The sequence below is a fragment of the Streptomyces bungoensis genome (genome assembly GCF_001514215.1).
GTDB classification, from domain to species: domain Bacteria; phylum Actinomycetota; class Actinomycetes; order Streptomycetales; family Streptomycetaceae; genus Streptomyces; species Streptomyces bungoensis.
In genome coordinates, this window is the sequence record NZ_KQ948881.1 from 1 (window position 1) to 1,028 (window position 1,028).

Annotated in this window: 1 protein-coding gene; it reads right to left on the reverse strand. The window is 71.9% G+C overall.

What is annotated here, in order from left to right; genetic code table 11:
* The coding region (locus AQJ66_RS35025; RefSeq protein ID WP_159052685.1) for a beta-ketoacyl reductase at positions 1-1,028 on the reverse strand (1,028 nt) is incomplete at both ends.

Here is a 1,028-nt window from a genome sequence, read left to right on the forward strand (position 1 = left end):
CGCGGACCGGCTCCGTCGTCGACGACTCCGGTTCGGACGACTCGCCCAGCAGCTGTTCCCGCAGGTGCCGTGCCAGTGCCAGCGGTGTCGGACGGTCGAACACCACGGTCGAGGCGAGACCGGAGACACCGGTGAGGGCGGTGAGAGCGTTGCGGAGTTCCACGGCGGTGAGGGAGTCGATGCCCAGATCGCGGAAGGCACGCTTGGCGATGACCGATTCGGGATTCGGGTAGCCGAGGACGGCGGCGGCGCAGGACTGCACCGTCTGCAGCAGGACACGATCTTGCTCGGCAGGGGGAAGACCGGTCAGCTGGTCGAGGAGGCCGGTACGGCCCTGGTGTCCGGTGTGCTCGGCCGCGCCTCCGGCGTTCTCGGCGGCAGCGCGTGCTTCCGGGAGGGCGGCGATGAGCGGACTCGGGCGCGTCGAGGTGAAAGCGGGGGCGAAGTCCGTCCAGTCGAGGTCGGCGACGACGAGTGCGGGAAGCGCGTACGCCACCGTGCGGGCGAGGACGTCCAGGGCGGCCTCGGCGTACAGGGGGATCACGCCGCCGCGCCGCATGCGCGCGCTGGACGCGGCGTCGTCGGCCATGCCGCCGTCGGCCCACGGGCCCCACGCGATCGAGGTCGCGGGCAACCCCTGCGCCCGGCGCCGCTCGGCAAGCGCGTCCAGATAGGCGTTCGCGGCGGCGTAATTGCCCTGACCAGCCGCGCCGACGCTTCCGGCGAAGGAGGAGAAGAGGACGAAGGCGTCCAGGGCGCGGTCCCGGGTGAGTTCGTCCAGGTGCACGGCACCGAACGCCTTGGTCCGCAACACCCCTTCGAACCGCTCCGCAGTCAGCGCGTCGATCACACCGTCGTCCAGCACACCCGCCGCATGCACCACCGCATCCACCGGATACTCCGCCAACAGCTCAGCCAGCGCGTCACGGTCCGCCACGTCACACGCGGCCACCGTCACCCGCACACCAGCCGCCACCAACTCATCCCGCAGCGCCACCGCCCCCGGCGCATCCATCCCCCGGCGACTG